Consider the following 22,447-nt stretch of genomic DNA (forward strand, 5'->3'; position numbering starts at 1 on the left):
GACGGCCGCCAGCAGCTGGCCACCCCACCCGAGATCGCCGAGTTGATCAGTCTTGCCGGCAACGGCGATTCCGGCGAGGTCGCCAAGACGACCAGGCTGGTGGCGCCGCGTCAGATCGCCAAGGCCAAGGACCGCCGGCGCATGGAAGTGTCGATGGTGACAAAGGTCGGCGACCGCGACGTCATCCACACCATGCCTTTCGTGCAGATCAAGATGGCACTCGCCGCGGGCCACACCACCAGCCGCGCCTACCCGCCCTTCGATCCGATGCAGGTGTTCGGCGACGATGGCGACGACGGTGCTCAGCCGGCGTTAGCCTCGGCCGCCTCCGGCCAGATCTACGGCGCCAAGGTCGAAAGCGAGATGAGCCTGAAGACCGTCGATTTCCCGGTCGAGACGGCTTCCTTCGACGAAAAGAGCGACCTGTCTGCCGACGAGGTGGAAAAAGTGGTGCGCGAGGCCGGCACCGATCTCAGCGACGGCGCCGTGCAGGTTGCTTCGCTTCACTATGTCGACCCGCAGCGGTTCGGCGAGGCCTTTGCCGAGAGCATGGCGGGCTCCTATGACGTCAAGATCGTGCCGGAGAACGTCTCGGTGGCGCCGCGCGCCGCCGCCGACGACCAGGCGCCGGCTTTCGCCGAGGAAATCATCCCCTTCACCAAGGATCTCGATGTCACCGAGGCTTTTGCTGATTCGGGCTACACGGGTGAAGACGCCACCGGCATGGCCGAAGCGATCGCCAAGCTGTTGAACGCGACAGCGCTCAAGGCCGGAACCGTGCTGCGTGTCGGGCTTGAGGTTCATGGCGATACCGCCAAGGTCGTGCGCACCAGCGTCTACGACAGAACACAGCACATCGTCACCATCGCGCTCGACGATCGCGGCCAGTATGTGCCGGCGCAGGAACCCGATCCGAATCCCGAATTGCTGACGGCCTTCGATGATTCGTCGGCTCCGGTGGTGGTGCGCGGCAACCTGCCCAACATCTATGACGGCATCTACCGCACAGCCTATTCGTACGGCATGTCCAAGGCGATGACCAAGCAGCTGATCAAGCTGCTGGCGTCTGGCGTCGACTTCCAGTCCCGGCTCAACCCCGCCGACCGCATCGAAGTGCTGTTTTCGCAGCCCGATGGCGACGACCAGACCTCGGACAGCTCCGAGCTTCTCTACGTCTCGGCGACGTTCGGCGGCCAGACGCGCAACTTCTACCGCTTCCAGATGCAGGACGGCAGCACCGACTATTTCGACGAGAACGGCTCGAGCTCCGAGCAGTTCCTGCTGCGCAACCCGTTGCCCAACGGCAGATTTACCTCCGGGTTTGGTGCCCGCAGACATCCGATCCTTGGCTATGTCCGCATGCACACCGGCACCGATTGGGCCGCTCCCATCGGATCGCCGATCATCGCCGCTGGCAATGGTGTCGTCGAGAAGGCGGGTTGGTCCGGCGGCTATGGCAAGCAGATCATCCTGCGCCATGCCAACGGCTACGAGACATCATACAATCACCAAAGCGCCTTCGCCAAAGGCATCGAACCCGGTGTGCGCGTGCGCCAGGGGCAGATCATTGGTTATCTCGGCCAGACCGGTCTCTCCACCGGTCCGCACCTCCACTACGAGCTGATCGTCAACGGCACCAAAGTCGATTCGATGCGCGTCCGGCTGCCGGTCGGCAAGGTGCTGAAAGGCGATGACCTCGTCGCCTTCAAGCGCGAGCGCGAGCGCATCGACGATCTGCTGAAGCAGGAAGACAGTGACTCGCTGAAGGTTGCGAGCGCCAAGATCGACGGTTGATTCCGTCGGCCTCCATCCTTGCTGAATTTCTCAGCCTTGCGGATTTTCGGCATCCCGCGGCCATGGCAGCGGTTGCCCGGAAATGGTCGTCCAGGCGATGACAGCCGAAAGCAGGCAAAGCAGCGCTGTCACCGCGGAGACAGCGGCAAACGCAGCGTCGCTCGCGGCAAGCCTTGCCGCGTCGACGGCGGGCGCAAGCGCTACCGTTGCCGGTTCGCCAAAGCCAGGCACGCCGGGCGTTGCATTGCCATCCAGCGCATGCGCGTAGACCCAGGCGGCGAGCGAACCCATTGCCGCCACCGCGATCAGGCCGCCGATGCGCGAGACGGCATTGTTGATGCCGGAGGCCGCACCCGTATCCTTGTCTTCCACCGCCGTCATGATCGCGGTCGACAATGGCGACACGACCAGCGCCATGCCCAGCCCCATCAGCGCCATCAGCGGGAATGTTCCCGTCCAGAAATTGTGGATGCCGGCATGGGCGAGCAAGGCAAGTCCGGCAAAGGCGAAAGCCACGATGAGGCTGCCGCAGGCGATCGGAAAACGCGGGCCGATCCGGTCCGACAACTGGCCGACCGGCCCTGACAAAAGCGCGATCGATGCCGACAGTGGCAGGAAGATGAAGCCGACCTCGGCCGTACTCAGTCCCCAGCCGGCGATCAGCAGCATCGGCAGATAGAAAAGATTGGCCGACAGCGCGAAATAGAGGAAGAACGTCGCGACATTGGCGCCGGCGAAAGCGCCGACGCGAAACAGCGACAGGTCGATCATCGGCTCGCGCTGCCGAAGTTCGAAAAAGATAAAGACGACAAGCAGCGCGACACCGGCTGCAATGCTCGGCCCCGACATGTGGTCCTCGCCGCTGGCACTTGTCGAGGTTAGTCCATAGGCGAGCGCGCCGAAGGCCAATGTGGCGAGCGCGGCACCGCCAAGCTCCAGGCTGCGTTTCTCCGTCGCCGCATCGGCTGGAACCTTGGCCAGCAGGAGATAGATCGAGATCAGCCCGAGCGGCAGGTTGATGGCGAAGATCGCCCGCCAGATGCCGTCGCCGAAGGCCGACAGCACGAAGCCGCCAAACACCGGGCCAAGTGCCGTGGTCAGTGCCGACGCCGCCGCCCAGATGCCGATGGCGCGGCCGCGTTCTTTCTTCGGATAGGCCTTGGCGATGATGGCGAGACTGCCCGGCACCATGATGGCCGCACCGATGCCCTGCACCGCGCGAAATCCAATCAGCACAATTGCATTCGGCGCCAGCGCACAGGCAAGCGAAGCGGTAACGAACAGCGCAATGCCCGCCACGAAGGCGCGGCGCAGCCCGAATCGGTCACCGGCGGCACCCCCGGCAAGGATCAGCGCCGAGAGCGTCAGCGCATAGGCGTTGGAAATCCACTGCGCTTGCGCCAGGCTGGCGCCGAGGTTGACGCGGATCGCCGGCGTGGCGATGGCGAGGATCGAGCCATCGATGAAGCCGAGCGCCGAGGCCAGGATGGCCGCTATCAGCACAAATCGCCGCTGCGCTTGCGGGCAGAAGGTTCGATTCGTGCCCGGACTGGTAAGCGGGACGGCGGCGGCGGCACTTGGTGAATGCATGAAACCTTGCTTAGACCTCCAGTGCATCGGCAACAACGAGCCAGTGGCTTGCTGTCGTTGAAACCAGCCACATTGCCGGGATTGCGCCTGTTCTGATGCAAACGGCGGCAGCCATGTTAGGTTTCCTGGGAATTTGCAACGGGGAGAAATCGATGAAGCGGCCACTTGAAGCATCGGCGGAAGGACGCGGCCGTATCGTCGGCATCACCGACGGGGTGTTTGCCATCGCGCTTACCCTGATCGTTCTCGAAATCAGGGTGCCGGCGCACGAGGCGATCCATTCCGAAGGCGAGCTGCTTGCCGCGATCGCGGCACTGGCGCCACGCTTCCTGACTTACGCCTTGAGTTTCCTGACGCTGACCATCTTCTGGTTCGGCCAGCAGGCGCAGCATGGTCTGATCGCCAGATCCGACCGACGGCTTGCGACGTTGAACCTCTGCTTTCTCGCCTTCATCGCGCTGCTGCCGTTCTCGACCGACCTTCTGGCCGACTTCCTCGAGTTCAGAACCGCCGTGCTGGTCTACTGGCTCAATCTGCTGATGCTCGGCGTCACCCTGTTCGCCAGCTGGCGCTATGCGGAGAAGAACGGCTTCCTGGCAGAGGGCATCGACGCGGAAACGAAACGCACGGTCTATCTGCGCATCGTCAAGGCGCAAATCCTGTGGGCGATCGGCGCCGCACTGTCATTCGTCAATCCCTTGCTCGGCATCGGCTTCATCCTGGTCGTGCAGTTGGTCTATGCCGCCGCGCTTCGGAGTTCACTGCTGCGCAAAGTCATCGGCTGAAGGTCCGCCGACAAACTCCACCGTCACGCCCGGCGAAACCAGCTTGGCCAGCTCACGGGCATCCCAGTTGGTCAGGCGCACGCAGCCATGGCTTTCAGTCTTGCCGATCTTCGATGGGTCCGGTGTGCCATGAATGCCGTAGGTCGGCTTGTCCAGCGCGATCCAAACCGAGCCGACAGGACCGTTCGGGCCTGGCGGAATGGTCAGGACCTTGTTGTTTTGACCCTGCTTGAAATTGATGCTGGGGTTGTAGGTGTAGTTCGGATCGAGCGCGACGCGCGACACCGCATGCGTGCCGGACGGTGACGGCGTATCCGACGAGCCTATGGTGGCGGGATAGGCTGCCACCAGCTTGCCGCCGGCATCATAGGCGAAAACCTCTTTCTTGTCCTTGTCGGCGACGATGCGGGCCACCGGCGTCGACACCAGCCTGCCGAAATTGGCGACCTTGATGATCGTGCCGGGGCGATTGAAATTGAGGTCCGGGTTGAGCGCCTTGAGATAATTCTCGTCCATGTGGAAGCGCTCCGCCAGTGCTTCGGTCACCGACGTATAGCCCATCCGGTCGAGCTGCGCCTTTTGGCTGTAGTCTTCCGGGATCGAGGCGACATACGGGCCGGCCGCATCCTCCGGCGTGATCGTGTAGTTGGCGAAAGCGTCGCCGCCGGATTGCGCCAGTGCCGACTGGATGCCGACAGCATCCGTCGATCGCAGATTGCTGCCGGTGATCTGGTTGTAGGCGGCGAGTGCCTTGTCGACATTCGAACCGAATCGCCCGTCGATGACGCCAGGCGAAGCGCCACCCCGGTCGAGCAGCACCTGCAGCGCCGCGACGTCCTGGCGTGCTCCCAGCGAAAGCGACGGGTCGATGGTCTTGCCGCCGATCTTCGGCGGCAGTCCCGCCTGATCCTCGGGCATGGCCTGTTCGGTAGGTGCCGCGGGCTCGACAGAGTCTATCGAGGCCTCGTCCAGCGGCTGACGCGTGATGGTGCGCGGCTCTGCCGGCTGCGGTGCATCGGGAAAATTGTTGTCGTAGCTGCCATCGTCCTGCAGTGGCGGCGGATAGGCCTCCACGGAATTGTCACCGTTAGGATCGTATTCGTCCGCCGGCGGCGGGATGACCCGGCCTTCCTCTTCCAGTTGCTTGCGGCGGAACCGCGCCATGTCTTCCGGATCGTCGAGATAGTAGCGGTCATTGTCATCGGGGGCGCGGCCCAGTTCGCGCAGCCGTGTCTCGCGACGCAGCACTCGACGGTCGAGCCGCGTCTGCGGCGGTTGGATGGCGATGACCTTGCCGGTATCGGCATCGACAATGACGCGGTTGCCCCTGGCGTCGTAATAAATGTCCACATTGCCGTCCTGCGCGAGCAGGACGCCACCGTTATTGGCGGCACGGACAATCGTTGGTGCGCTGTCCTGCGTCGGCGCGGCAAGGGCATTGGAAGACAAAAACCCGCCGGCAAGTACCGAGAGGGTGAAGATCGTGCGCAGCATGGTGGCGAAGCTCTCCGGTCCGTAATTGCCGCCGCCCGGCAGTGTCCCTGTAAGGCGAACCCCTTCGCCAGCAAACCAGTTAGTCACCATATGGTTCCAACATGAACCGGGCATGAAGATGGCGGTTTCCGGCGCATCGGCGAATATTATCTAGCTTGCGGCAAGTCCCAATTCCTTGCGCACCTGCTTGGTCAGCTTCAGGGCGACAAGGCGATGGCTCTCGCGCAGATAGTCCTTCAGCGCACTATCATCCATGCTCTGGCTTGTCCGACGCTGGATCCATGTCATGCCGCGCGAGGCAAGATAGGGCGCGGGCCGCAGACCCGGCTGCTCCTTGAGCACATCATAGGCGATATCGGAGCATTTGAAGGTCACGAAAAGTTGGTCGCCCTGGCCCCAGCCGCCGATCGCAAAGACCTTGGCTCCGACCTTCCAGACATGGGCACCGCCCCATTGGACGACATGGGTCGTCGAGGGCAGCGAGGCGCAGAAGCTGTTGTAGTCGTCCAGCGTCATCAGTGCTCTCGTTTTTCGTATGAAAACGCCGCGCGTCCAGAATGGACGCGCGGCGTTGGATCAGGCCGCCGCTTCCGCCGCGACGATCGTCGGCTTCGATCGGAAGTTCAGCCGGTCGGAACCGGCTGTCGCCTTGACTGTCGAGCCGTCAAGAATGTCGCCAAGCAGTATCTTCTCCGCCAGGGGATCCTGCAACTCCTTCTGCATCACTCGCTTCAGCGGCCGCGCGCCGTAGGCCGGGTCGTAACCCTTGGCCGCCAGCCAGTCGATCGCCTCCTGATCCAGCGAAAGCGTGATCTTGCGGTCGACAAGCAGGCTCTCCAGCCGCTTGAGCTGGATCTCGACGATGCGGCCCATATCCTGCCGGCGCAGCCGGTGGAACAGGATCACCTCGTCGACGCGGTTGAGGAATTCCGGCCGGAACGATGCCCTCACCACGCCCATCACCTCGTCTCGCACGGCGTCGACATCCTGGTCCTCGCCGAGATTGACGAGATATTCAGCACCGAGGTTCGAGGTCATGATGATCAGCGTGTTGCGGAAGTCGACCGTGCGGCCCTGGCCATCGGTCAGGCGGCCGTCGTCGAGCACCTGCAACAGCACGTTGAAGACATCGGGATGCGCCTTTTCGATCTCGTCGAACAGCACGACCTGATAGGGCCGCCGCCGCACCGCTTCGGTCAGCGCGCCGCCTTCCTCATAGCCGACATAGCCGGGAGGCGCGCCGATCAGCCGGGCAACCGAGTGCTTCTCCATGAACTCCGACATGTCGATGCGCACCATGGCGCTCTCGTCGTCGAACAGGAAGCTCGCCAGCGCCTTGGTCAGTTCGGTCTTGCCGACGCCTGTCGGCCCGAGGAACATGAACGAGCCGATCGGCCGGTTCGGATCCTGCAGGCCCGCACGCGCCCGACGCACGGCTTTCGAGACGGACTGCACCGCTTCGCCCTGGCCGACGACGCGCCTGCCGATCTCGTCTTCCATGCGCAGCAGCTTGTCGCGCTCGCCCTGCAGCATCTTGTCGACCGGAATGCCGGTCCAGCGCGAGACGATATGGGCCACGTGGTCGGGAGTGACCACCTCTTCGACCATGCCGACCTTGCCGTCCTGGGCCTCGGCCTCCTTCAGCTTCTTTTCCAGTTCCGGGATCTTGCCATAGGCAAGCTCGCCGGCGCGCTGGAACTCACCCTTGCGCTGGGCGATGGCAAGGTCGTTGCGCGCCTCGTCGAGCTGCTTCTTGAGGTCGGCGGCGAGCCCGAGCTTCTGCTTCTCGGCCTGCCACTTGGCGGTGATCTCGGCCGATTCCTCCTCGAGGCCGACGAGTTCCTTTTCCAGGCGGGCGAGCCGGTCCTTCGAGGCATCGTCCGTCTCGACCTTCAGCGCTTCGCGCTCGATCTTGAGCTGCATGATGCGGCGATCGATCTCATCCAGTGCTTCGGGCTTGGAATCGACCTGCATACGCAGTCGCGAAGCGGCTTCGTCGACGAGGTCGATCGCCTTGTCCGGCAGGAACCGGTCGGCGATATAGCGGTTGGACAGCGTCGCCGCCGCCACCAGCGCCGAATCCGAGATACGCACCTTGTGGTGCTGCTCGTATTTTTCCTTCAGGCCGCGCAGGATCGATACGGTGTCTTCCACCGTCGGCTCATCGACGAACACCGGCTGGAAGCGGCGGGCAAGGGCTGCATCTTTCTCGACATGCTTGCGGTACTCGTCGAGCGTGGTGGCGCCGACACAGTGTAATTCACCGCGCGCAAGCGCGGGCTTCAACAGGTTCGACGCATCCATGGCGCCGTCCGCCTTGCCGGCGCCGACCAGCGTGTGCATCTCGTCGATGAACAGGATGATGTTGCCGCTGGCCGAGGTGACTTCGGAGAGCACGGCCTTCAGCCGCTCCTCGAACTCGCCGCGGTATTTGGCGCCGGCAATCAGCGCGCCCATGTCGAGCGCCATCAATTGTTTGTCCTTCAGCGATTCCGGCACGTCGCCATTGACGATGCGCAGCGCCAGACCCTCGGCGATCGCCGTCTTGCCGACGCCCGGTTCACCGATCAGCACCGGATTGTTCTTGGTGCGGCGCGACAGCACCTGAATGGTGCGTCGGATCTCGTCGTCACGGCCAATCACCGGATCGAGCTTGCCGGCACGCCCATCCGCGGTCAGATCGCGCGCATATTTCTTCAGCGCGTCGTAGCCCTGTTCGGCACTCGCTGAATCGGCGGTGCGGCCCTTGCGGACGTCGTTGATGACCTGGTTGAGCGCCTGCGCGGTGACACCGGCCTTGGCCAGGATGTTGGCGGTCTTGGCCGATTTCTCCATGGCGAGCGCCTGCAGCAGCCGCTCGACGGTGACAAAACTGTCGCCGGCCTTCTTGGCCAGTTCCTCGGCGGTCGAGAACACTTTTGCCAGCGGCTGCGCCAGATAGAGCTGGCCATTGCCGCCCTCGACCTTGGGCATCGCCTCAAGCGCCGTCTCGACGCCAAGCTTGACGTCGCGGACGTTGCCGCCGGCGCGCTCGATCAGCGATGCGGCTAGGCCCTCGTCATCGTCGACGAGCACTTTCAGGATGTGTTCAGGCGTGAACTGCTGGTGGTTACGGGAGAGCGCCATGGTCTGCGCGGACTGGATGAAGCCTCGCACGCGCTCGGAGTATTTCTCAAGATTCATATCTGTCTCCTTCCATCACCGGCCCGCTTTGCGGCACCGGATCAGATTGCGGTGACGAATCCGCCCATTCGAGCCGGATCCTGTTCAGCCGAGATATGGTGCATAGGCCATGCTGTCTCAAGGCGCCTTGATGTCGGTCAACGCATAATATTCCATCGCGGCACAAAACAAAAACGGCGGGGATTTCTCCCCGCCGCTCAAAGTGTTTGAAATGTCGTTCGATCAGTTGTCGATGTCGACAATGGCCGGTTCAGCGTTGCCGCCGTCGGCCGGGGCCGCAGCCACCTCGCCAGCTTCGGCATTGTCGCCACCGCCCTCGACCTGATTGGCGTTGACGCGCGGACGGCGCGGACGCCTCGGGCGACGGGCAGCACCGCTTTCGGCGGCCGCCTCATTGAGCTCGGCCCGGGCGGCAAGGCCCGCTGGCGAAAGGTTCTCGAACAACGGAGCAGGTTCGGCCGCCGCAACGGACTCGGTCGGCGAAGCGGCTTCGCCCTGAATTGCGGGCTCGTTGCTCTGGGGCTGACCACCTTGCTCGGCGGACGATGAATAGTCGCGCTGGCCGCTCTGGCCGTAACCGCCATTGGGGCGACGATCGCGATGGCGTCCACCATTGTTGTCGCGGCCACCATTGTTGCGCCCGCTATTGTCGCGGCCACCTTCCCGGTTGAGCGCAACCTCGGCCGGCATGCCTTCGATGACCGGCTGCGGGCCGGCGCCATGGTTGATCACCGGCACCTGGGCGTCGGAAACAGTGTTGTTGTTGCCGGTATTGTCGAAATCGTCGCGATCCTCGTCGCCGTCATCATCGAAATCATCGCGATTCTGCTGCGTGTTCTGGATCGGCATCTGCGCCTGCGCGGCCGCGATGATGCGATTGTAGTGTTCGGCGTGCTGGAGATAATTCTCCGCCATGACCCGATCGCCGGAGCTTTGCGCGTCGCGGGCAAGGGTGGCGTATTTTTCGGCGATCTGCTGAGCCGAACCGCGGATCTTGACGTCCGGGCCATTGCTCTCGTAGTTGCGCGTCAGGGGGTTCGGCCCCTTGCGGTTGTTGTTGTTATTGTTGTTATTGTTGCTACCGCCGCCGCCACTGTTGTTGCGACCGCGCATGCGCCTGTTCTGCTGTTGTGGCCTCATCAAACTCTCTTCATTGTCATCTTGAAATTTTCGAAAACTCTTCACGAACGGAGGCGCTCATGCAGCCAGCCGCTTCGTCTCTTCACCGGCGTTCGCCCGCATCAATTGCGTTGGCGCCACGTGCCATCCTGTTCCGGTTACATCACTTGCCGGACGATTCCCGCACGAAGCTTGGGCATCGGTTGCGCAAGAAGGCAGCTATTTCCAAGGAAAACCGAATCGCTAAGAGCACTGCCTGCTTCGTCTCATCCGGTTAAGGCGACCCTAGCCGCATTCCCCGGCATTGCCAAGCGCTTTTTGCACTGCGTCAAGGCTTTATCCTTTCAAAGACAAGAACCCTGTCGTTTCCGCCAAAATCCCGAAAAGCACCGCCCGGCACGTAGCCGGCAGCAGTGAATATCTCCGAGACTTGGTCGCGCTGCGTGTGGCCGATCTCGACCGCAATCCTGCCTTCAGTTTCCAAAAATCTCGCCGCCTCCGCGGCGATGATCCTATAGGGGTTCAGACCGTCCGCGCCGCCATCCAAGGCAAGGCGCGGGTCGAAATTGCGGACTTCGTCCTGCAGATTTCCAATGTCTTCGGAGGGTATATAGGGAGGGTTTGCGGCAATTACATGGTACCGGCCCGAAACTTTTTCGAACCAGTCCGACTGGAGCGCTGTGAACCGCCCTGCAAGGCCCAGTTGCCCGGCATTGCGGGTCGCCGTCGCCAGCGCGCCCGCGGACAGATCGACACCGGTGGCGATCGCGGCCGGCACGGCGCTGAGCAGCGCCAGCGCGATGGCGCCGGTACCGGTGCCTAGATCGAGGATGCGGCATGCGCCATCCCGGACCGCAATTGCCTTGACGAAAGGCAGCATCGCGTCGACCAGCGTTTCGGTATCCGGCCGCGGCTCCAGCGTTTCCGGCGACAGCGACAGGCGCAAACCATAGAATTCGCGATAGCCTAGGATGCGATGCACCGGCTCGCCGCCGGCCCGGCGCCTTAAGGCGGCATCGATTTGGGCAACGACGCCAGCGTCGACCTTGCGTTCGGGGTCCGCGATGGCTTGCGTACGCGTGGTGCCGGAAAAATGCTCGACGATCAGCCGCGCATCGAGCGCCGGATCATCGGTAGCGGCAGCGGCAAGCCGAGCCTGCGCTTCCCGCAGCAGCGGCCCGAGCGTCTCGGGCAGTTGATCAGCCATCGATACCGATGTCGGCAAGCAGCTTCGACTGGTGATCGGCGATCAGCGCGTTGATGATCTCGTCGAGCTCGCCCATCATCACCCGGTCGAGCTTGTAGAGCGTCAGGTTGATGCGGTGGTCGGTGACGCGGCCTTGAGGGAAATTGTAGGTGCGGATGCGCTCGGAGCGGTCGCCGGAGCCAACCTGCGACTTGCGTGATTCGGAGCGCTCCTCGTCGGCCTTGCCACGCTCGAGGTCATAGAGGCGGGCGCGCAGGATCTGCATGGCCTTCGCCCGGTTCTGATGCTGCGACTTCTCCGCCTGCACCACCATGATGCCAGTCGGCAAATGAGTGATGCGCACAGCCGAATCGGTGGTGTTGACGTGCTGGCCGCCCGAACCCGAGGCGCGCATCGTGTCGATGCGGATGTCTTCGGGCCTGATATCTATGTCGACCTCCTCGGCTTCCGGCAGCACGGCGACGGTGGCGGCCGACGTGTGGATGCGCCCGCTCGCCTCGGTCGCCGGCACGCGCTGCACGCGGTGCACGCCGGATTCGAATTTCAGATGCGCAAAGACGCCCTTGCCCGACACCGTGGCGATGATTTCCTTGTAGCCGCCGGCGTCGCCGTCGCTGGCCGAGGCCGTCTCGAAACGCCAGCCGCGTTCGGCCGCGTAGCGCTCATACATGCGAAACAGGTCGCCGGCGAAAAGCGCCGCCTCATCGCCGCCTGTGCCGGCGCGGATTTCGAGAATGGCGTTCTTGTCGTCGGCGGCATCCTTGGGCAACAGCAGGATCTGGATGTCCTTCTGCAGCGCCTCGATGCGTTCCTCGACCTCCGGCAGGTCGGCCTCGGCGAGCGCCCGCATCTCGGCATCGGTGCCCTTGTCGGCAAGCATGGCTTCGAGGTCGGCCTGCTCATGCTCGGCCAAGCGCAGTGCCCTGACTTTGGCCACCATGTCCTGGATTTCAGCATATTCGGACGCCATCCGCACATAGGCATCCGGCGCCGGGCCAGCCGACATCTGCGCTTCGAGCATCTCGAAACGCTTGACGACTTGATCCATACGATCGCGGGGCAGGTTGACCATGATGAGGCTGCTACAATGGAATCGAACGGTCGTCGGCAAAGGCCTGCAGCAGCGCCCGCATCGGCAAACCCTGCGCCGGCGCCATCAGATTGTCGTCGAAGAATGCCTCCAACTCATCCAGCGGCAGTTCCGTCAGCATCGCCTTGACCGGGCCGATCGAGGCCGGCGACATCGAGATCGAGCGGAAGCCGAGGCCGATCAGCGCCATCGCCGAGATAGGTTTTCCGGCGAGTTCGCCGCACAGGGTTACCGGCGTGTGGTTGCGGACACCGGCATCGGCGATCTGCTTCAGGACGCGCAGGAACGGCGCCGACAGCGTGTCGAAGCGGTTGGCCAGTTGCGTGTTGCCGCGGTCGACAGCCATGACGAACTGGAACAGGTCGTTCGAACCGACCGAGACGAAATCGACCGCTTTCATCAATTCGTCGAGCTGGAACAAGAGCGACGGCACTTCCAGCATCGCCCCGAGCTTCAGGCTGGTCGGCAAATGATGGGCAAAGCGTGACAAATGCCGCACTTCGCGGTCGATGATCTCGCGTGCCTGGGCGATCTCGCCAAGCTCGGTCACCATCGGCAGCATCAGCTTGAGCTCACGCCCGCCGCTGGCTTTGAGCAAGGCGCGGATCTGGGTGCGCAGCAGCCCCGGCCGGTCAAGCGTCAGGCGGATCGCCCGCCAGCCAAGCGCCGGATTCTCTTCCTGGATGGAGCCCTTGAAGTAGGGCAGCACCTTGTCGCCGCCGATATCGATGGTGCGGAAGGTGACGGGCTTGCCGCGCGCCGCCTCCAGCACGTCTCGGTAGAGTTTTTCCTGGGCCTCGGCCCGGGGAAATGTCGAGGCGACCATGAACTGCAGCTCGGTGCGAAACAGGCCGATGCCGGCCGCACCCGATTCGACGAGCTGCGGCAGGTCGACGGCAAGGCCGGCATTCATCAAAAGATCGACCTGGACACCGTCCCTGGTCGTCGACGGCTTCTTGCGCAGCTCGCGATAGACCTCTTGCCGGCGCGCCCGGAACCGCACCTTTTCGGCATAGGCGGCTTCGAGATCGGCCTGCGGCCGCAAATGGATCACGCCCTCTTCGCCATCGACGATGATGGCATCGCCGTTTTCCGCCATGGAAACGGCGCCCTTCATCTGGCCGGCGACAGGGATGCCCATGGCGCGCGCAACGATGACGACGTGGCTGGTCGCGGCACCGTCCTCGAGCACCAGCCCGCGCATCTTGTCCCTGGGATAGTCGAGCAGTTCGGCGGCTCCCATGGAGCGGGCGACGATAATGGCGTCCTTCGGCAGCGATGCGGCGACATCCTCCGGCCCACGCCCCATCAACTGGCGCAGCAGCCGGTTGGCGAGGTCGTCGAAATCACTCATCCGTTCGCGCAGATACGGATCGGTCATGTGCAGCATGCGGGCGCGCATGTCGCTCTGCACCTTTTCCACGGCAGCCTCGGCGGTCAGGCCGTTGCGGATCGCCTCCTCCAGCCGGCGCACCCAGCCGCGATCGTTGGCGAACATGCGATAGGCTTCCAGAACCTGGCGATGCTCTCCCTCGAAGGCGACGTCGCGGCGTTCCAGCATGTCGTCGATGGAGAGCCTTAGCGAGCCGAGCGAGGTTTCGAGCCGGCGGACCTCTTCCTCGCTGTCCTCGTTGAACAAATTGGTGACGACGATGCGCGGCTCGTGCAGCACGACATGGCCAAGCCCGACGCCTTCATTGAAGGACAGGCCAGTGAAGCTGACCGGGCGGCGCAGATCAAGTTCGAGGCCTGGCCTGGTCAGCCGCGCCAGATCGCCGGTGGCGATCATCTCGGCGATCACCATCGCCGTCGTTTCCAGCGCCTCGACCTCGTCGTCGCGGTAATGGCGCATGGTCTTGTTCTGCACCACCAGCACGCCCAGCGTGCGCCCTGCCCGCAGCACCGGCACGCCGAGGAAGGAATTGTAGATCTCTTCCCCGGTCTCCGGCAGGTAGGCAAATGCCGGGTGTTCCTGCGCATTGGAAAGGTTGAGCGGCCGCGCACTGGCCGCGATCGTGCCGACCAGGCCTTGCCCCAATCGCAACTGCGCCAGATGGACGGCGTTCGGGTTCAAACCCTCGGTGGCGTAGAGTTCGAGCACCGAATCGGAGCGCAGCACATAGAGCGAGCAGACTTCGGCGACCATATTGGAGGCGATGTCGCGCACGATCCGGTCAAGCCGCTCCTGCGGCTCCAGCGGCTCTTGCATGAGCTCGCGGAGCCGTTTCAGCAAAACGCGCGGGCCACTGGCCTGATCACGCATCGCGGCTTGTTCTCCAATGGGCATTCTGCCCGACGCAGTTTCCACCGCGACCGGCGCACACGCAACAACTCAAATCGTTCTCGCTACTGCTTATCCAGACCGTAGACGGAATGCAAAGTACGAACCGCAAGTTCGGTGTACGGACCGTCGATCAGGATCGAAATCTTGATCTCCGAAGTCGTGATGGCACGGATGTTGATCGACTTGTCTGCCAGCGCCTTGAAAGCGGTGGCGGCGACGCCGGCATGGCTCCTCATGCCGATGCCGATAACCGAAACCTTCGACATGCCCGCCTCCGACTGCACGACATCGTAGCCGATCTCGGCTTTCAGCCGCTCAAGCACGGCCAGCGCCTTGTCGACATCGCCCGACGGCACGGTGAATGTCATGTCGGTAGACTTTCCGTCCTCGGAAATGTTCTGGACGATCATATCGACGTTGATGTTGGCCTCGGCCAGCGGTCCGAAGATGCCGGCGGCAACGCCCGGCCGGTCGCCGACCCGGCGCAGCGAAATCTGCGCTTCGTCCTTGGCATAGGCAATTCCGGTGACGACCTGCTGTTCCACGATCTCTTCCTCGTCGCAAATGAGCGTTCCGGGCGGATTGAGCAAATCCCCCATTCCGGGCGCGTCGGGATCGTCGAAGGACGACCGCACGAAGGTACGCACCCTGTGCACCATGGCAAGCTCGACCGAACGCACCTGCAGAACCTTGGCACCGAGCGAGGCCATTTCAAGCATTTCCTCGAACGATATCTTGGCCAGACGCCGCGCCTTGGGCTCGATGCGCGGATCGGTGGTGTAGACCCCGTCGACGTCGGTGTAGATGTCGCAGCGATCGGCCTTGACCGCCGCCGCGATGGCAACCGCGCTGGTATCGGAGCCGCCGCGGCCTAGCGTGGCGATGCGATTGTCCGGGCCAATGCCCTGGAATCCGGCGATCACCGCCACCTGGCCCTCGCCGAAGCGCTTGATCAGGAACGCGCCGTCGATATCGAGGATGCGCGCCGCGCCATGCGCATTGTCGGTCTTGATCGGGATCTGCCAGCCCTGCCAGGAGCGTGCATGCACGCCCATGTTCTGCAAGGTGATTGCCAGAAGGCCGGCCGTGACCTGTTCGCCGGACGCGACGACCGCGTCATATTCGCGTGCGTCGTGCATCGGCGAGGCCTCGCGCGTCCAGCCGACCAGTTCATTGGTCTTGCCGGCCATCGCCGAGACGACCACCGCCACCTGATGGCCGGCGTCGACCTCGCGTTTGACGTGACGCGCCACATTGCGGATGCGGGCGATGTCTGCGACGGAGGTTCCGCCGAATTTCATCACGATGCGCGCCATGGAAGCGAAATGCCTTTGACTGAAACCGGACCCCAGCCCAAAAGCGGAATCCCGAAAAGCGGAAGACCGGCTGACGCCGGCCGCTGAATGCGCGCCTCCTTAGCCAAATGACGAAGGTTTCGCAAGGCTGGCGGCGGATTGCCGGCTTCAAGAAGGTTGGCATATTGCGTTCCGCCGCCGCGCCGCTTACGAAATACTGCCCTTTGGGGGAATTCCTGTTGGCTCGGTCTGGCAAATGATTGCTCGTCTTCGACGCGCCATGCGATGGCAATCGCTCCCGCTCTTCACTGGCTTCGCGGTGTTGGCGCTGATCGTCGGCAGCCGCGCCATGCTGGTCGAGGGCCAAAGGGCCAATCGCGCCGCCGCGCGAGAGGCAAGCGAGTATCAGGAACTGCTTTCCGGCCTGCTTTCGCTGGCGCAAGACGCGGAGGGCGGCCAGCGCGGCTATCTGCTGACCGGCGAGAAATCCTATCTCGAACCCTATCGGCGGGCTGTCGGCGCAATTCCGGGGCAACTTGCACGCATCGACAGCATGACGGCCCCGGACGACCAGGTCGTCCAGCAGATCAACCATATCAAGGACGCGCTTTCGCAAAAGCAGGCTGAACTGGCCGAGACGATTGCGCTGTACGACCAGGGCAATGCGACGAAGGCGCTGGATCTGGTCCGCAGCGGCCAGGGCAAGGCCGTCATGAACGAAATCCGGACCAGCATGGATACGATCCGACGCATCGGCGCCGCCGCCGTCGCCGCGCGCGACAGCCGTACCGACCAGGTCGAAGCCTGGCTGCGCATCGTTTCATTGGCGGCGCTGCTGGCGATCTTCCTGCTTGGCGCCTACACGATCAGGCAATCGCGCCGCCGCTTCCGCGAGGTGGTCCTCGCCCAGGAAGAACTGATGCGCAATAACATCGCGCTCGGCCATGAGATCCAGACGCGCGAAAAGGCCGAATCCCAGATACGCCAGATGCAGAAGATGGAAGCGGTCGGCCAGCTGACCGGCGGTATCGCCCACGATTTCAACAACATGCTGGCTGTGATCATCAGTGCCATGAACCTCGCCCAGCGCAAGCTCGGGCGCGGCGAACACGACATCGAAAAATTCATCGAAGCGGCGGTCGACGCGGCAAACCGTGCCGCCAATCTGACGGCCCGGCTTCTCGCCTTCTCGCGCCAGCAGCCGCTGGCGCCGCAGATCGTCGACGCCAACCGTCTGCTGACCGGAATGTCGGACCTGATCCGGCGGGCGCTCGGCGAAACCATCCGCATCGAAACCGTGCTGGCGGGCGGCTTATGGAAGATCCATGCCGACCCGAGTCAGATCGAGAACGCCATTCTCAACCTCGCCGTCAACGCGCGTGACGCCATGGGCGATGGCGGCAGGCTGACCATCGAGACCGCCAACAGCCATCTCGACGACAGCTACGCCGCCACCCATGCCGATGTCGAGGCGGGCCAGTATGTGATGATCGCCGTCAGCGACACCGGTTCGGGCATGGCCCCCGAAATCATAGCCAAGGCCTTCGAGCCCTTTTTCACCACCAAACCGGTCAACAAGGGAACCGGCCTGGGACTGAGCCAGGTGTTCGGCTTCGTCAAACAGTCGGGTGGCCACGTCAAGATCTATTCCGAACCCGGCGAAGGCACGACGGTCAAGATCTACTTGCCGCGATTCTTCGACCCGGAGGAGCCTGTCGTGCCGAGCGGGCGCGGCGAGAATCCCGCGGCTCCGATCACCGAAACGATCCTTGTCGTCGAGGACGATGCCCGCGTGCGGGCCTCCACCACGGATGCCTTGCGCGAACTCGGCTACACCGTCATCCATGCCGCAAGTGGCCAGGAGGCGTTGCAGAAGCTGGCGGAAAACCCCGGCATCGCACTTCTGTTCACCGATATCGTCATGCCGGTCATGAACGGCCGCAAGCTGGCGGAAGAAGCGGTCGCGCGCATGCCGCGGCTCAAGGTCATCTTCACCACCGGCTTCACCAGGAACGCCGTGGTCCACAATGGTGTGCTCGACCATGACGTGCACTTCCTGGCCAAGCCCTTCACCATCGAACAGTTGGCGGCGAAACTGCGCGACGTGCTGGACACGAATTAGGCCGTATCGGAAATGATCCTGGTCGCTTCAGCCTGACGCAGCCGAGCTTGTCCACAGGCCGGGATAATCGACTACGAACCCGCGCGGCGAAACCTCGAGGACCTTGTCATAGCCGAACATGGGCGCGGCATAGGCGTAGCGAGCCTCATCGAGACGGCGGTAACTCTGTTCGAGGCGCACCAGCTTGATCTCGGGGAAGGTCAGGTAGGCGGCCGGGGCGGGCGTCGCCTCGCCGATGCCGAGGTCGAACCGGCGGATCGCCAACAGCTTCGATGCGCCCGGCGGGCCAATTGTGTTTCGATGAGGTTCCCGACAGGTGACATGTCCTGACTGAACCTGTTGCTTTGGCCGCATCGAAAAATGCTGCCTTGACATTCGCGGTGTCACGCCCGACTTCCTAGCGCATGACCCGAAATCGGAGTCGATTTCGAAAAGGATCATGCGCAGAATCTAAAGTGCTACAGCGTCCTTTGCGCATCCAAAAGGACGCGCGGCGCTGTAGTGTCGAGGAGACCAACCGATGCCAGAGCCCCGACGATCGACGATCGATGCCGGAGAAGTGGAACGCTTTTCCGCTCTTGCCGCCGAATGGTGGAACCCGAACGGCAAGTTCCGTCCGCTGCACAAATTCAATCCGGTCCGGCTGTCCTATATCCGCGACCAGATAGCGACGCGCTTTGGCCGCGATCCGCGCGCTGCAAGACCATTCGAGGGCCTGCGCATCCTCGACATCGGCTGCGGCGGCGGCCTGTTGTGCGAGCCGATGGCGCGTCTTGGCGCCGAGGTGGTGGGCGCGGATGCCTCCGAAACAAACATCGAAGTGGCGAAGCTGCACGCGGCCGAGGGCAATGTCAGCGTCGACTACCGCGCCACGACGGCCGAGGACCTTGCCGACGCCGGTGAGAAATTCGACGTCATCCTCAACATGGAAGTGGTCGAGCATGTCGCCGACATCGACCTGTTCGTCGCCAAATGCGGCGAGATGGTCCGGCCGGGCGGCATCATGTTCGTGGCCACCATCAACCGCACTCTGAAGGCGCTCGGTCTGGCCATCATCGGCGCCGAATACGTGCTGCGCTGGCTGCCGCGCGGCACCCACCAGTTCGGCAAGCTGGTGCGCCCGGAAGAGCTTGAGAAGGCACTTGGCAGGGCTGGCCTCACCGTCATCGACCGCACCGGAGTCACCTACAATCCGCTCGCCGACCGTTGGGCGCGCTCGAAGGACATGGACGTCAACTACATGGTGCTGGCGGAAAAAAGTTCGGTCTGACCCTATTCAGAATCGAGCGGCCGATAGCCGCCGCGCCAGTAGATCACCTTGGGCGGCTCGGCCGACACCGGTGGCGAAGACAACGAAACCGGCGCCGGCTGAGGCGCGAAGGCGCTCACGCCGCCTGGCGTTGCGCCTTCGTGCTGATCTGATTTTGTGCACTGGTGGTGATGAAAACGCCGGCGGTGATGATGACCGCGCCCGCCCAGGTCAGCAGCTGATAGTGCTCGCCCAGAAAGATCGTGCCGGCAAACAAGCCGACGGCCGCCGCCACGTAGCCGATCTGGCTGAGATAGACCGGACCGCCGACCGCCTGCAGCCGGAAGAAGAAGGCGAACATCGCCGACGCCGACGCAGCCTGCGCGACGACCACCATCGGCACGCCGCTCAGGGGAGCGAAGGCCGTGACGCCGAACAGAGCGAGAATTCCGACCAGCAGTATCGCCGCCGATGCCAGATGGCTGCCGACGGCAAGCTCGATCGGGCCAGTGCCTTCCGGCCAGTCGACCGTGCGGTAGATGTTGCCGGCGGCAAGGCTGACCGGGATGAGCAGCCCCATCACCACCCAGAACAAATCGGCCGGCTCGCCGGCCTCGCCGCGCGTCACCGCCACCATGATGGCGCCGACAAAGCCGACGGCAATGCCGACAATTCCCAGCACGTTCGGGCGCCGGACACGCAGCAGGATCGAGAACACCAGCGTGATGACCGGCGACAGCGTGAACATGATGCCGGTGTAGCCGGCGCCAAGATGCGGGATGGCCGAGAACATCAGGAGATTGGGCACGGCATAGGACACTGCGGCGGTGACGAAGAAATAGCGCAATTTGTGCGCGGTGAGTTGGACACGCTGGCCGCGCAGCAGCAAGGAGCACAACAGCACGCCGCCGGCGCCAAGTGAGATGACGAAAGCCCAGACCATGGCCGGAACGCCGGCCGCCGTGGCGAGCTTGCCGAAGGGCAGCGTCAGGCCGAGCAGGCCGCCGGTGACGACCAGCAGGCCGAGCGCCGAATCCCAAAGAAATTTCATAATCGAACCCTGTCGCGAGCGGCCCTTGGCCAGCATTGCATCTTGCGGTAAGATAATGGAAAGATTCTTAACGTCAAGATATATGATGGTGAGACTGTTGGACAGGGCGGCAAGAGCGATCGAGCAATGGAAGCGGGAGCGGCCCGATCTGGACGTCTCGCCGATGGCCGTGCTCGGGCGGCTGAACGAGGCCTCCTCGCTGATCGCCCGCGAGCGGCTGGCGCCGTTGTTTGCCCGTTACGGACTGCAGTCCGGGGAATTCGATGTGCTGGCGACGCTGCGCCGCTCGGGATCACCTTACGCGCTGACGCCGACCGCCCTCTATGAAGCGACGATGGTGACGTCCGGCGCCATGACCAACCGGCTCGACCGGCTCGAAACGTCCGGATTGATCCTGCGCGGACCACATCCCAACGATCGGCGCGGCATTGTCGTGCGGTTGACCGAAAAGGGTCTCGCTTTGATCGACGAGGCAGTTACCGCCCACGTTGCCAACGAGCACGAGATTCTAGCGAGCCTGACACATGCAGAAAAGGAAACGCTCTCTCGGCTGCTTGAGAAATTGATCGGCAGCGTGAGCTAGCCGGTCAATTTCGATCATCCGGGAACACCGGAATCGGCATGAACTCGACGCCGTCCTCGGCCAGGCTCTTGGCCTCGTCCAGCGTCGCCTCGCCATAGATGCCGCGCGCGTCGCTTTCGCCGAAATGGATTTTTCGGGCTTCCTCGGCGAATTTGTCACCGACATAGTCGGCATTCTCGCGCACCTTCTCGGCCATCGCCTTCAGCTGCGCCAAAGCCTGCTTCTGCGCCTCGCCCATGGCGAGCGCGATCGTTTCCTGCTTGCGCGCCGTGGAGACGGCCGGCGCCATCAGCGCTTTCCGCACCTTGTGCGAGCCGCAGGTCGGGCAATCGACAAAGCCGCGCTTCTTCTGGGTGTCGAAATCGTCGTTGCTGCGAAACCAGCCTTCGAATTCGTGCTCATGCTCGCAGATCAGGGCAAAACGGATCAAGAGGCCGCTCCCCTGAGACGCGGCGCCTCGCCCAGGCCGGCATTGACAGCAAAATCCCGCGCATTTTTCAAATTGGGGATCTTCTTGCGCGCGGCAAGCGACTGCGCCGGGTCGATCTCCGCGACGATCACCGCCGGCTCGTCATGCGCGGCTTCCGCGATGATACGGCCCCACGGATCGACGATCAGCGAATGACCGTAGGTCTCGCGGCCGTCTTCATGCAGGCCGCCTTGCGCGGCGGCAACGACATAGGCGCCGTTCTCGATGGCGCGCGCCCTGAGCAGCACATGCCAGTGCGCCTCGCCCGTCTGGCGGGTGAAGGCGGCAGGCACGGAAAGCAGGTCGGCGCCAGCCAGTGCCTCGGCGCGGAACAATTGCGGAAAGCGCAAATCGTAGCAGACCGCGAAACCCAGTTTCGCGCCGTCGATCTCGGTGACGACGGCCTCGGTGCCCGGCTCGTAGGCGGCGGATTCGCGCCAGCTCTCGCCATTGTCGAGATCGACGTCGAACATATGGATCTTGTCGTAGGTGGCGAGCGTGGCGCCATCCGGGCCGAACAGCAGCGCCCGGTTGGCGAGCTTGCCGTCGGCGCGCAGGATGGCGGTCGAGCCGATATGCAGGAAGACGCCGAGCTCCTCGGCCAGTCCGCGCGCGGTCGCGACGATGATGTCCTTGTCCTCGGACGTGAAGGAGGCGGCGCGCGCTTGCCTGTCGCGGATCAGCGCGCCGGTCATTTCCGGCGTCTGGATATAGGTCGCACCCTGCCCGGCCGCTTCACGCACCAGCCGTTCGAGATCGACCGCGTTGCGCTCGGGGCTTTCGCCTGAACGCATCTGGATTGCAGCGGCCTTGAAAACACCCATCGCCATCTTCCTCAATTCGTCGCGCCGTTGGCGAGCAACCTGTCCAGCCGGCCTTCGGCTTCCAACTCGTGGAGGTCGTCGCAACCGCCGACATGCGTATCGCCGACGAAAATCTGCGGAAAGGTCGAGCGGCCGTGGGCGCGGGAGATCATCTCCTGGCGCAGCTCCGGCGAGAAGGAGGCATCGTGTTCGGTGAAGGCGACGCCTTTGCGTTCGAGCAGCCGCTTGGCTGCCGTGCAATAGCCGCACATCATGCGGGTATAGATGGTGACATCGGTCATGACGAAATTCCGCTGTTCGTTGCCGAC

At 63.5% G+C, this 22,447-nt stretch carries 19 protein-coding genes (1 of these 19 running past the window's edge); 5 read left to right on the top strand and 14 right to left on the bottom strand.

Annotation, left to right across the window (positions count from 1 at the left end):
* Positions 1-1,794 carry the 3' portion of a M23 family metallopeptidase gene (locus NKG99_RS12415; RefSeq protein ID WP_352867761.1) on the top strand. The gene continues 174 nt to the left of window position 1, outside the view, so only the last 1,794 of its 1,968 coding nucleotides appear in the window; its start codon lies beyond the left edge, outside the window; the stop codon is at positions 1,792-1,794.
* Between the two features lie 30 nt (positions 1,795-1,824).
* Here the strand turns inward: NKG99_RS12415 and NKG99_RS12420 are convergent, their stop codons facing one another.
* Positions 1,825-3,384: an MFS transporter gene (locus NKG99_RS12420; RefSeq protein WP_352867764.1), complete on the bottom strand. Its 1,560-nt coding sequence runs from the start codon at positions 3,382-3,384 to the stop codon at positions 1,825-1,827.
* A 152-nt stretch (positions 3,385-3,536) separates the two neighbouring features.
* Between NKG99_RS12420 and NKG99_RS12425 the strand changes: the two genes are divergently transcribed.
* Positions 3,537-4,169 carry a TMEM175 family protein gene (locus NKG99_RS12425; protein WP_352867765.1) on the top strand — a complete coding sequence of 211 codons (633 nt, stop codon included), beginning with the start codon at positions 3,537-3,539 and terminating at the stop codon, positions 4,167-4,169.
* Here NKG99_RS12425 and NKG99_RS12430 read toward each other — a convergent pair.
* The 8 genes from NKG99_RS12430 to NKG99_RS12465 form a co-directional block, all read right to left on the bottom strand.
* The gene (locus NKG99_RS12430) at positions 4,143-5,663 is read right to left on the bottom strand and encodes a L,D-transpeptidase family protein (RefSeq protein ID WP_352867958.1); all 1,521 of its coding nucleotides are present in this window, start codon (positions 5,661-5,663) and stop codon (positions 4,143-4,145) included. The genes NKG99_RS12425 and NKG99_RS12430 overlap by 27 nt on opposite strands.
* A 150-nt stretch (positions 5,664-5,813) precedes the next feature.
* Complete coding sequence (locus NKG99_RS12435) at positions 5,814-6,179, bottom strand: MmcQ/YjbR family DNA-binding protein (RefSeq protein WP_352867768.1); 366 nt, start codon at positions 6,177-6,179, stop codon at positions 5,814-5,816.
* A 60-nt stretch (positions 6,180-6,239) separates the two neighbouring features.
* Complete coding sequence (gene clpB, locus NKG99_RS12440) at positions 6,240-8,846, bottom strand: ATP-dependent chaperone ClpB (RefSeq protein WP_352867770.1); 2,607 nt, start codon at positions 8,844-8,846, stop codon at positions 6,240-6,242.
* Positions 8,847-9,068: 222 nt separating this feature from the next.
* Complete coding sequence (locus NKG99_RS12445) at positions 9,069-9,986, bottom strand: DUF4167 domain-containing protein (RefSeq protein WP_352867773.1); 918 nt, start codon at positions 9,984-9,986, stop codon at positions 9,069-9,071.
* A 307-nt stretch (positions 9,987-10,293) separates the two neighbouring features.
* Complete coding sequence (gene prmC / locus NKG99_RS12450) at positions 10,294-11,172, bottom strand: peptide chain release factor N(5)-glutamine methyltransferase (protein WP_352867776.1); 879 nt, start codon at positions 11,170-11,172, stop codon at positions 10,294-10,296.
* Positions 11,165-12,244 (bottom strand): peptide chain release factor 1, encoded by a 1,080-nt coding sequence (gene prfA, locus NKG99_RS12455; protein WP_352867779.1) that lies wholly within the window; start codon positions 12,242-12,244, stop codon positions 11,165-11,167. Before prfA ends, prmC begins: the two co-directional genes overlap by 8 nt.
* Before the next feature lie 10 nt (positions 12,245-12,254).
* Complete coding sequence (gene ptsP, locus NKG99_RS12460) at positions 12,255-14,525, bottom strand: phosphoenolpyruvate--protein phosphotransferase (RefSeq protein WP_352867781.1); 2,271 nt, start codon at positions 14,523-14,525, stop codon at positions 12,255-12,257.
* 83 nt (positions 14,526-14,608) lie between these two features.
* The gene (locus NKG99_RS12465) at positions 14,609-15,862 is read right to left on the bottom strand and encodes an aspartate kinase (RefSeq protein ID WP_352867783.1); all 1,254 of its coding nucleotides are present in this window, start codon (positions 15,860-15,862) and stop codon (positions 14,609-14,611) included.
* A gap of 259 nt (positions 15,863-16,121) precedes the next feature.
* Between NKG99_RS12465 and NKG99_RS12470 the strand changes: the two genes are divergently transcribed.
* On the top strand, positions 16,122-17,963 hold the full coding sequence (locus NKG99_RS12470; RefSeq protein WP_352867786.1) for a CHASE3 domain-containing protein: 1,842 nt from the start codon (positions 16,122-16,124) through the stop codon (positions 17,961-17,963).
* A 27-nt stretch (positions 17,964-17,990) separates the two neighbouring features.
* On the opposite strand, the gene NKG99_RS12475 is transcribed toward NKG99_RS12470, so the two are convergent.
* A complete protein-coding gene (locus NKG99_RS12475) occupies positions 17,991-18,227 on the bottom strand; it encodes a putative glycolipid-binding domain-containing protein (protein WP_352867788.1) in 237 nt (78 codons plus the stop codon).
* Between the two features lie 256 nt (positions 18,228-18,483).
* Between NKG99_RS12475 and ubiG the strand changes: the two genes are divergently transcribed.
* The gene (ubiG, locus tag NKG99_RS12480; RefSeq protein ID WP_352867791.1) at positions 18,484-19,233 is read left to right on the top strand and encodes a bifunctional 2-polyprenyl-6-hydroxyphenol methylase/3-demethylubiquinol 3-O-methyltransferase UbiG; all 750 of its coding nucleotides are present in this window, start codon (positions 18,484-18,486) and stop codon (positions 19,231-19,233) included.
* 115 nt (positions 19,234-19,348) lie between these two features.
* On the opposite strand, the gene NKG99_RS12485 is transcribed toward ubiG, so the two are convergent.
* Entirely contained in the window at positions 19,349-20,263 is a 915-nt protein-coding gene (locus NKG99_RS12485) for a DMT family transporter (RefSeq protein WP_352867793.1), read from the bottom strand.
* A gap of 97 nt (positions 20,264-20,360) precedes the next feature.
* Here NKG99_RS12485 and NKG99_RS12490 point away from each other — a divergent pair, with 97 nt between their 5' ends.
* Positions 20,361-20,846, top strand: a complete 486-nt coding sequence (locus tag NKG99_RS12490) for a MarR family winged helix-turn-helix transcriptional regulator (RefSeq protein WP_352867960.1) — start codon at positions 20,361-20,363, stop codon at positions 20,844-20,846.
* 4 nt (positions 20,847-20,850) lie between these two features.
* On the opposite strand, the gene NKG99_RS12495 is transcribed toward NKG99_RS12490, so the two are convergent.
* The 3 genes from NKG99_RS12495 to grxC are packed head-to-tail and all read right to left on the bottom strand — an operon-like array spanning position 20,851 to position 22,420.
* Positions 20,851-21,276, bottom strand: a complete 426-nt coding sequence (locus NKG99_RS12495; RefSeq protein WP_352867796.1) for a DUF1178 family protein — start codon at positions 21,274-21,276, stop codon at positions 20,851-20,853.
* Positions 21,273-22,139, bottom strand: a complete 867-nt coding sequence (locus NKG99_RS12500) for a carbon-nitrogen hydrolase family protein (protein WP_352867798.1) — start codon at positions 22,137-22,139, stop codon at positions 21,273-21,275. Before NKG99_RS12500 ends, NKG99_RS12495 begins: the two co-directional genes overlap by 4 nt.
* Positions 22,140-22,150: 11 nt before the next feature.
* Positions 22,151-22,420: a glutaredoxin 3 gene (gene grxC / locus NKG99_RS12505; RefSeq protein ID WP_352867801.1), complete on the bottom strand. Its 270-nt coding sequence runs from the start codon at positions 22,418-22,420 to the stop codon at positions 22,151-22,153.
* Between the last annotated feature and the right edge of the window lie 27 nt (positions 22,421-22,447).

The sequence above is a fragment of the Mesorhizobium sp. M1409 genome, assembly GCF_040317535.1.
Classification (GTDB): domain Bacteria; phylum Pseudomonadota; class Alphaproteobacteria; order Rhizobiales; family Rhizobiaceae; genus Mesorhizobium.

Bases quoted from the DNA above. Each gene is read 5' to 3' on its own strand.
- NKG99_RS12485 (WP_352867793.1), bottom strand. From the start codon at position 20,263: ATGAAATTTCTTTGGGATTCGGCGCTCGGCCTGCTGGTCGTCACCGGC.
- ubiG (WP_352867791.1), top strand. From the start codon at position 18,484: ATGCCAGAGCCCCGACGATCGACGATCGATGCCGGAGAAGTGGAACGC.
- NKG99_RS12470 (WP_352867786.1), top strand. From the start codon at position 16,122: ATGCGATGGCAATCGCTCCCGCTCTTCACTGGCTTCGCGGTGTTGGCG.
- NKG99_RS12420 (WP_352867764.1), bottom strand. From the start codon at position 3,384: ATGCATTCACCAAGTGCCGCCGCCGCCGTCCCGCTTACCAGTCCGGGC.
- grxC (WP_352867801.1), bottom strand. From the start codon at position 22,420: ATGACCGATGTCACCATCTATACCCGCATGATGTGCGGCTATTGCACG.
- prmC (WP_352867776.1), bottom strand. From the start codon at position 11,172: ATGGCTGATCAACTGCCCGAGACGCTCGGGCCGCTGCTGCGGGAAGCG.
- NKG99_RS12425 (WP_352867765.1), top strand. From the start codon at position 3,537: ATGAAGCGGCCACTTGAAGCATCGGCGGAAGGACGCGGCCGTATCGTC.
- NKG99_RS12500 (WP_352867798.1), bottom strand. From the start codon at position 22,139: ATGGGTGTTTTCAAGGCCGCTGCAATCCAGATGCGTTCAGGCGAAAGC.
- clpB (WP_352867770.1), bottom strand. From the start codon at position 8,846: ATGAATCTTGAGAAATACTCCGAGCGCGTGCGAGGCTTCATCCAGTCC.
- NKG99_RS12465 (WP_352867783.1), bottom strand. From the start codon at position 15,862: ATGGCGCGCATCGTGATGAAATTCGGCGGAACCTCCGTCGCAGACATC.
- NKG99_RS12445 (WP_352867773.1), bottom strand. From the start codon at position 9,986: ATGAGGCCACAACAGCAGAACAGGCGCATGCGCGGTCGCAACAACAGT.
- ptsP (WP_352867781.1), bottom strand. From the start codon at position 14,525: ATGCGTGATCAGGCCAGTGGCCCGCGCGTTTTGCTGAAACGGCTCCGC.
- prfA (WP_352867779.1), bottom strand. From the start codon at position 12,244: ATGGTCAACCTGCCCCGCGATCGTATGGATCAAGTCGTCAAGCGTTTC.
- NKG99_RS12435 (WP_352867768.1), bottom strand. From the start codon at position 6,179: ATGACGCTGGACGACTACAACAGCTTCTGCGCCTCGCTGCCCTCGACG.
- NKG99_RS12430 (WP_352867958.1), bottom strand. From the start codon at position 5,663: ATGCTGCGCACGATCTTCACCCTCTCGGTACTTGCCGGCGGGTTTTTG.